The 8,574-nt window shown below is 74.4% G+C and carries 6 protein-coding genes; 3 read left to right on the top strand and 3 right to left on the bottom strand.

The genetic code is table 11. The annotated features are described in order from the left end of the window. The coding region (locus tag ND748_RS19035) for a hypothetical protein (RefSeq protein ID WP_251747358.1) at window positions 1–1,171 on the top strand (1,171 nt) is incomplete at its 5' end. A gap of 243 nt (window positions 1,172–1,414) precedes the next feature. Here ND748_RS19035 and ND748_RS19030 read toward each other — a convergent pair. Together ND748_RS19030 and ND748_RS19025 are read right to left on the bottom strand one after the other, a co-directional pair. Next, the gene (locus ND748_RS19030; protein WP_251747356.1) at window positions 1,415–2,632 is read right to left on the bottom strand and encodes an acyl-CoA dehydrogenase family protein; all 1,218 of its coding nucleotides are present in this window, start codon (window positions 2,630–2,632) and stop codon (window positions 1,415–1,417) included. 10 nt (window positions 2,633–2,642) lie between these two features. Next, window positions 2,643–3,677, bottom strand: a complete 1,035-nt coding sequence (locus tag ND748_RS19025) for a nitroreductase family protein (protein WP_251747354.1) — start codon at window positions 3,675–3,677, stop codon at window positions 2,643–2,645. Window positions 3,678–3,924: 247 nt separating this feature from the next. Between ND748_RS19025 and ND748_RS19020 the strand changes: the two genes are divergently transcribed. Together ND748_RS19020 and ND748_RS19015 are read left to right on the top strand one after the other, a co-directional pair. After that, window positions 3,925–4,587 (top strand): hypothetical protein, encoded by a 663-nt coding sequence (locus tag ND748_RS19020; RefSeq protein ID WP_251747352.1) that lies wholly within the window; start codon window positions 3,925–3,927, stop codon window positions 4,585–4,587. Between the two features lie 493 nt (window positions 4,588–5,080). Then, entirely contained in the window at window positions 5,081–7,756 is a 2,676-nt protein-coding gene (locus ND748_RS19015) for an ATP-binding domain-containing protein (protein ID WP_251747350.1), read from the top strand. Window positions 7,757–7,830: 74 nt separating this feature from the next. On the opposite strand, the gene ND748_RS19010 is transcribed toward ND748_RS19015, so the two are convergent. Beyond that, on the bottom strand, window positions 7,831–8,295 hold the full coding sequence (locus ND748_RS19010; RefSeq protein WP_251747349.1) for a VOC family protein: 465 nt from the start codon (window positions 8,293–8,295) through the stop codon (window positions 7,831–7,833). Window positions 8,296–8,574: the final 279 nt, after the last annotated feature.

Genomic DNA, 8,574 nt, shown 5'->3' with positions numbered 1-8,574 from the left:
GGTCACGGTCGTGCGGCAGCAGACCGGCGGCTACCGTGTCACCTTCCCCGGCATCGCCGTGGCCGCCGGCCGCGGCGCGGCGATCGTGACCGCGCTGGACCCGGCCGGGGGCGCGGTCACCCCGGCCGCGCCGGTCGCCTCCTGCCATGTCGTGCGCTGGGGCGCCGCCGGTCGGGACGAGCAGGTCGACCTGACCTGCCGCGACGCCGTGGGGGCAGGGGTCGACTCCGCCTTCACCGCGCTGTTCACCCACGTGCCGGACACAGCGTCGCTGGCCCCGACCGCAACACCGCCCATGTTCCCGGACACCCCGCCCTCGTCCGCATCCTCGTCGTCCTCGTCCTCGTCCGCATCCTCGTCGTCCTCGTCCCTGTCGTCCTCGTCCCCGTCGTCGTCGCCGGTCGCGTCCCCGTCCGCACCGCTGTCGACGGGCGGGGCGTACGCCTACCTGCGGTCCGACGCCGCGTCGGCCGCCAGCTCCCGGCCGACGAACGCCTACAGCGTCAGCGGGCCGGGCACGATCGAGGTCCAGCGGGTCGGGGCCGGGCACTACACGATCGACCTGACCGGGCCGGCGTTCGCGAAAAACGGCAACAACCTGCAGGTCAACGCGATCGGCGATGGTCCCGTCGGGTGCAATGCCCTCGGGCGGGTGGTGAAGAAGGACCGCCAGTCGGTGTTCGTCGGCTGCGCGCGCGGATCGGACTGGACGGACAGCCCCTTCGTACTGCTCTACACCAGCGGGCACGCGCTGATCCCGACCGGCGCGAGCAGCTTCGGCCACGCGTTCACGGGCGTGATCCGTCCGGGCGGGCCGATCCAGCAGGTCCCGCCGGGGCCGCCGGTGAACGCCTGGGCCTGGTACTCGGCGAACAGTGCGGGGGCGACGAACCAGGTCCGTCGGGTCGGAGTCGGCAGCTACCAGGTGCGGTTCCCCGAGGTTGCGCGGACTCCGAGTTCCTTGCAGGTGACCCCGTACGGCGAGCCCACCGCCCGCTGCGCCGCGGTCGATCTTCCGGCCCCCGCGGTCGCCGGCGGCGTACCCGCGGTCAGCGGCGGCGCATCCGCGGACGTCACGGTGGCGGTGCGCTGCGTCGACGCCGCCGGCCGCCCCGCCGACAGCTACGCCAGCGTCGCCTACGTCAGCGCCCCCGGCCCCACATCCCCCTGACCCTGGGGCATGGACCCCGGGTCATGCTGATCTCGGGCGTCCCCGGCGTCCCCGGGGACACCGCGCGATGGTCGGCGCCCCCGGGACCCCCCGAGTCGGGACCGGGCCGCCGTCGGCGGGCCAGCGACGCCCCCGAACGTCGGACGCCGCCGCGAGCGACCCGGTCTGGTGCGATCAAACCGTCTCGTGAGCGTGCAGACCCCGTATCTCGGCGGTTTTCGGCGAAAAAACCCCGATGCGCGGTCAGGCGATGTGCAGGCCGGAGATCGCCCGGGCGATGACGAGCCGCTGGATCTCCGACGTCCCCTCGAAGATCGTGTAGATCTTGGAGTCGCGGAACATCCGTTCGACGGGATGGTCGCGGCTGTAGCCGGCGCCGCCGAGGATCTGCACCGCCTTCTCCGTCGCCCACACCGCGACCTCGCTGGCCTTGAGCTTGCTCATCGAGCCCTCGCCGGCCTCGAACGGCCGGCCGTTGTGGCCCATCCAGGCGGCCCGCCAGATGAGCAGTCGGGCCGCGTCGATCTCCATCCGCATGTCGGCGAGGGCGAAGGCGATCGCCTGGTTGGTGATGATCGGCCGGCCGAACTGCTCCCGCTCGCGGGCGTAGGCCAGGGCGTACTCGTACGCGGCGCGCGCGATGCCGATGGCCTGGGCGCCGACGATCGGCCGGGTGACCTCGAAGGTCGCCAGCGCCGCCTGGCCGGAGGCGCGCCGGCCGACGCGGGCGGCGGCGAGCCGCTCGTCGAGCCGCTCCCGGCCGCCGAGCAGGCAGCGCCCCGGGACGCGCACCTCGTCGAGGAAGACATCCGCGGTGTGCGAGGCGCGCAGGCCCAGCTTGCGGATCTTGCGGGACGCGGTGAGCCCGGGGGTGTCCGGCGGGACGACGAACGCCGCCTGGCCACGCGAGCCCAGCTCCGGGTCCACCGAGGCGACGACGACGTGGACGGCGGCGATGCCGCCGTTGGTGATCCACGCCTTCTGGCCGCTGAGGATCCACTCGTCGCTGGCGGGGTCGTGCCGGGCCCGCACCCGCATGGCCGACACGTCCGAGCCGGCGCCCGGCTCCGAGACGCAGAACGCCGCCACCTTCGGGTCGCTGGCGTCGCCGAAGCACTGCGGCGCCCACTCGCCGATCTGCTCCGGGGTGCCGGCGGAGACGATGCCGGCGACCCCGAGCGTCGTGCCCATGATCGACATGCCGATCCCGGCGTCGCCCCAGAACAGCTCCTCGGACAGCAGCGGCAGCGACAGGCCGGTGGGATCCGCCCACAGCGTGGCCAGGGCGTCGAAGTCGTACAGGCCGATCTTCGCCGCCTCCTGGATGACCGGCCACGGCGTCTGCTCGCGCTCGTCCCAGTCCGATGCCGCGGGGCGGACCACGTCAGCGGCGAAGCCGTGCACCCAGGAACGCAGCTCCCGCTGATCGTCGCTCAGATCGAGCCCGAACCCCCCGCTCATCGCGGCCGCGTCAGATGCGCTCGTCGGAGCCGGCAACGTCGAGAACGTCGTCGACCCGCCGCCGCGGGGTCGGGTCGAGCGGCTCGGTACCCGATGGCAGGTAGCCGGCTCGCAGGATCATCTGGACGTGCCCCAGCCCGCCGGTGGCCGCGCGGAACTGCTCACGCATGCCCTCGACGTCGATGGCCTGCGACATGGGCGACGTCGCGAGGCCGAGTGCCGCCGCGGTGAGCAGCACCCGCTGCATCGCCTCGCCGGCCCGCAGCCGGTCGGCGGTGGTGTCCGCCTCGGTGCCGATCAGCAGGATGCCCGGACGCTCCACGTCATGCTCCCGCAGCCGCGTGCCGGCCTGGCCGACCACGTCGAGGTCACGCATCGGGAACTCGGACTGGCGAGGTGCGTCGGAGTGGACGACCGCGCTGCGGGGAATGCCGTCGGCGGCCGGCGCCGTCCGGCTCCACGACGCCAGCTCCTTGCGGTAGCCGTCGTTGTGCACCTCGATCCAGTCCGCCCGCGAGAGCAGGACGCTGACCTGGACCCGCAGGTCCGGATCGGTCGGCGCGGTGAGCCAGGCGCCGTGCGCCTCGGCCGCCGCGCGCAGCCGGGCGACGGCCTCGTCGGACAACGGGCGCTCGGCGAAGGGGCGGCGGTCGGTGTGCCGGCGGGGGATGGCCTCGACGAGGGCCCGCTCGGTGTCATCCGCTGGCCGCTGCCCGACGACTGTGACGGTGGCCAGGCGCTTCGAGTGGAAGTCGGCGCCGTCCGGTAGGAGCTCGACGGCCGGCTCCAGGCCGCGGACCCGCAGCGCCAGCAGGGCGTTGCACAGCGCCGCGCCGCAGCTCAGCAGGAGCTGCCGCCCCTCGGGGTCGGCGACGTCGAGCTGGCGGGAGCTGTCGGCGAACAGCGCGAGCCCCTCCGGCCCGAGCCGCCACAGCCAGGGCTGGGTGTTGTGGATCGAGGGCGCCGCGGCGGCTGCCGCGACCACCTCTCGGGCCAGGCCGGGCGACAACGGCAGCGATGCGGACCGCACTGCATCGGTGGGCATGTCAGCCTCCCTTCTTCTCAAGTATCTACCCCCAGCCTGAGGGACGGTCGCGTTCGGGGCATGCGCCGACCGGAACCCACGGGTCGGGACCGACGGCCGGGCCGCGGGAGCCGAGTGGCATGTGTCCCCGGGGCGTCCCTACTGCTGGTACCGACCAAAAGCGACGAACAGTTCCCCCAGGTGGCGGCGGTTCGCCGCCGGCCGGCGGCACCGGAGTGGGTGCGGGCAGCGCGGGTAGTTCCTGTGCATGGCTGGAACTGACATCGAGGCGGTGGTCGCCGAGCTGCTCACCCGCCACGGGCGGACGTTCGCCGACGAGATCGACGCCGACGTGCCGGCCGACACCGCCGAGGCGATGTTCAGGCTGACCGTCTTCGCCCTGCTCGCCAGCGCCCGGATCAGGACCGCGGCGGCGGTCCAGGCCACCTGCGCGCTCATGGACGCGGGCTGGACCGACGCCGCGTCGATGGCCGAGGCGACCTGGCAGGAGCGCACGGCCGTCCTGCACCGCAACGGCTACGCCCGCTACGACGAGAGTGCCTCCCGCCAGCTCGCGGACGCCAGCCGCTACCTGTCGGACGCCTACGACGGCGACATCCGGCACCTGCGCGAGGCCGCGGATCACTACCCGGACCGCGAGCACGCGCTGCTACAGAAGATCAAGGGCATCGGCCCGGTGGGGGCCGACATCTTCCTGCGCGAGGCCCAGGCCGGCTGGGACGAGCTCGTTCCCTACCTCGACGAACGGGTGCGCAGCACTGCCGGCGAGCTCGGGCTGCCGACCAGCCCGCAACGGTTCCTGGACCTGGTCGACCGCGGCGACCTGCCCCGGCTGGTCGCCGCGCTGGTCCGGGTGCGCCAGGAGCGCGACGCCGGCGACCTGCGCGAGTCGGCCTCCGACCGGTCCTAGCACCAGGGCGGCCTGGTCGACGAGGCTCCCCCGTTTGGTGCAGCCCAGACGGATGGGTGAGCGGACGTCCGGGCCCGACGTCCGTAATCTGGAACACGCGCCGGTGCGGCGTTGCGGCCACCGTGCCCCGGGTACGGTTCGGGACGCCGTCGCCGACGTGGTGGTCTGACCACCCGATGCACCCGATCCGTCGGCCGACCGGTGGGACACAGGTCTGTGCGGCGGGCCGGGAAGGTTCGTGGGGAAGGTGCTGTTACCTTCCTGGCTCACCGGTCCGTGCCCGGCCGGCAGGCACGGACCGTGGCTGGCGGCCGGTGACCGCGGTGGCCCGCCGGATCGGCTGCCGCGCCGGTCCCGCACCGGGTGCGGCGAGCTACGCCGGGGCGCCATGGCGCCTCGGCGCAGTGGCGTGCGCCCTCGTGGGCCGACCGCAGGCGAAGTCGGCTCACGCCGATCAGCCATCGAACCCGAATCCGACCCGGGAGGAGCGCCGGTGCCGACCATGCAGGATGTCGAGCGCGCCCGCGAACAGGCGTACCTGGACACGCTGTACACCCGCCTGGACGAGGTCCGGGAGATCACCCGGGAGCAGCTACGCGGGGTGCTGCTCGATGTCGGCACCGGTACCCCGCAGTCGATCGTCGAGCGGGAGGTGTTCGCCGCGGCGCATGCCGACCGGCTCGCCCGGCTCGACGCCGCCGAGGGCCGGCTCTGCTTCGGTGCGATGGACCACGACGACGGCCGGCGCACCTACATCGGGCGGATCGGCCTGTCGGACAGCGAGCAGGAGCCCATCCTCGTCGACTGGCGCGCCCCCGTCGCCACGGCCTTCTACCGGGCGACCCTCGCCGACCCGCAGGGCCTCGTCCGCCGCCGGCACCTGCGCACCCGGGGACGCGAGGTCACCGGGATCGCGGACGACCCGTTGGGGCCGCTGGACTCGGTGCCCGACGGCGCGGTGGCGCAGTCCGGCGACTCGATGCTGCTGGAGACCCTCGCGGCGCCGCGCACCGGACGCATGCACGACATCATCGCGACCCTGCAGGCCGAGCAGGACCGCATCATCCGGGCCCGGGCGAACGGCATCCTCGTCGTCGACGGTGGGCCGGGGACCGGCAAGACGGCGGTGGCGCTGCACCGCGCGGCCTACCTGCTCTACAACGACCGGGCCCGACTCGACCAGTCCGGCGTGCTGATCGTGGGGCCCAGCCCGGTGTTCCTGCGTTACATCGACCAGGTGCTGCCGTCCCTCGGTGAGACCGGCGTGGTCTTCGCCACCCCCGGCCGGCTGTTTCCCGGGGTCGACGCCACCGCCGGCGAACCGGTCGAGGTCGCCACCCTCAAGGGCGACCCGCGGATGGCCGAGGTCGTCGCCGGGGCGGTGCGGGACCGCCAGCGCCTGCCCCGACAGGAGCTTGTGATCAACTATGACGATCACGTGCTGCGACTCGGCCAGGAAACCGTCGCCCGTGCCCGCACCCGGGCCCGGCGCAGCCGCCGCCCGCACAACTCGGCCCGGCGGGTCTTCCTGCGCGAGCTGCTGGCCGAGCTCACCACCCAGGTGGTCCGCCAGATCCGCGGCGGCCTGCTGGACGCCGACGAGCGCGGGCAGATCACCCGCGACCTGTGGGCGGAGGAGGAGATCCGGGCGGTCCTCGACGGGCTGTGGCCGCTGCTGACGCCACAGCAGCTCATCGGCGACCTGTTCAGCGACTCGGCTGCGCTGGCCCGGGCGGCGGGTAACCGGCTCACGCCGGGCGAACGTGCCCTGCTGCAGGACCTGCCCCCGGTCGCCGACCCGACCCGACCCGACCGCGCGTTGCCCGGCGCCGACGCGCCGCAGGCGATCCGGTTCGGCGGTGTCGCCGGCCGCCGGACGGGGGCCGAGGACGAGGCCGACGACCTGTTCGCCACGGCCAACCTGCTCCCGACCGCTGCCGGCGCCGGGCCGAACGGCGCCCACCCGGACGATCGTGACCGGGCGGGCGATCGGGCAGCCGCAGCTCCCGCTGGTCCCGCGGGCCGGATTCCGGTTCCGCGGACCGGTGGCCCGGCCGTCGGTGCTGGCCCAACTGTCGGTGCTGGCCCGGCCGCGGCTGGGCGGGGCGTCGGCGGGCGGCGCCGTTGGACGCCGGCGGACGTGCCGCTGCTCGACGAGGCGGCCGAGCTGCTCGGTGATCCCGAGGAGGAGGCGGGCCTGCAGGCCGCCCGGCGGGCCGAGCGGGAACGGGCGGAGGAACGCGAGTACGCCCGCGGCGTGGTCGACATGCTGGGTCTGGACGGGCAGGTCAACGCGGCGGCACTCGCCGACCGCTGGTCCGGTCCGCGGGTGCGGCGCACCGCCGCCGAGCATGCCCGTGAGGACCGTGGCTGGGCGTTCGGCCACCTGATCGTCGACGAGGCGCAGGAGGTCTCCCCGATGCTGTGGCGGCTGCTGTGGCGCCGCTGCCCCGGGCGGATGGCCACCCTCGTCGGTGACCTGGCCCAGACCGCCCGGCCGGGCGCGCCGACGAGCTGGGCGCAGCTGCTGGCACCGGTGGTCGACGAGCGGTTCACGGTGGAACGGCTCAGCGTCAACTACCGCACCCCGCAGGAGATCATGGATGTGGCCGCGGACGTTCTGCACGCGCAGAACCCGAACCTGACCGCTCCGGTGTCGGTCCGCGCGGTGGGCCACCGCCCCACGGCGGTGCGGGTCGGCGAGGTCGCCGTCGAGGACGTCCCCGGGCTCGCCCGGCTGCTGGGGGACGCACCGTCCCCCGCGAACGCGCCGTCCGCCCCGCTGCTGGCCGCCGTCGCCCACGCCGCCAGGCGGGAGGCGGCGGCCGGCTCGGGCCGGGTGGCCGTGATCGCCCGGCCCCGCGACGTCCAAGCCCTGCGGGCTGCGCTGATGGCCCTGCTGCCCGACCTGGCCGTCGTCCCGGACTCGGTCGATCCGGCGAGCGCCGCCGGCAACGCGTTGGATGCCCCGGTCGCGGTGCTCAGCGTGGCGGAGACCAAGGGTCTGGAGTTCGACGCGGTGGTACTCGTCGAACCGGCCGCGCTGCTCACCGAGCCGACCCGGGGCCTCGCCGACCTGTACGTCGCGCTGACCCGAGCCACCCGCTCGCTCAGCGTCGTCTACTCCGGCGAGCTCCCGCCGGTGCTGGGCGGCCTCGACCAGGACTAATGGGACTCGACCAGGACTAATGGGAGCTGACCGGACCGCCGGCAATCCGGCGGCCGGTCCTGGGCAGGGGGCGGTCAGTCGCTGCCCATCGCCGCCATCCGGGCCGCCATCTCCTGCGGGGGCACCTGCTCGACTCGGGAGGCGATGCTCCAACGGTGCCCGAACGGGTCGGTGAACTGGCCGGACCGGTCGCCGTAGAACTGGTCCGTCACCGGCCGCACCGCGGTGGCGCCGGCGGCGAGGGCACGGTCGTAGGCGGCGTCGACGTCCTCGACGTACAGCGAGATCGTCACCGGGGACCCGCCGACCGAGGCCGGGCTCAGAGCACCCATCTCGGGGAACTCGTCCGAGATCATGAGTACCGAGTCGCCGAAGGCGAGCTCGGCGTGGGCCACCTTGTCGCCGGGCCCGGCCAGGCGCATCCGCTCGGTGGCACCGAGCACGGACGCGTAGAACTCGATCGCCGCGGCCGCGCCGTCGACGCACAGGTAGGGACAGAGCCGGGGGTAGTCGTCGGGGATGGGGGAGATGTCGCTCATCGTGACCTCCGGGGGTCGGTATGGCTGGGACGGATCGGGCTGATGCCGGCGAACGGGCCGATCCCGTGCGGGAGGCGCCGTCCGGTGGCAAGGATGGAGGGGTGACGCGGGACGGTGGCAGGGCGCGGGACCGGGCGCTCCCGGGAGCGGGACGGGGACATCGTCTCGCCCGGGTCCGACAGTTTCGGGCCGCCGGCCGCTCGGCGACCGGCGATTCGGCGGCCGCCAACCCCGGCGGCGCGGACCGGGCCGAGCTGGTCGCCCGGCTGTGGGCGGCGC

This window comes from Frankia sp. AiPs1 (assembly GCF_023716945.1).
Lineage (GTDB): Bacteria > Actinomycetota > Actinomycetes > Frankiales > Frankiaceae > Frankia.
This window is presented reverse-complemented; position numbering and strand designations above follow the sequence as displayed.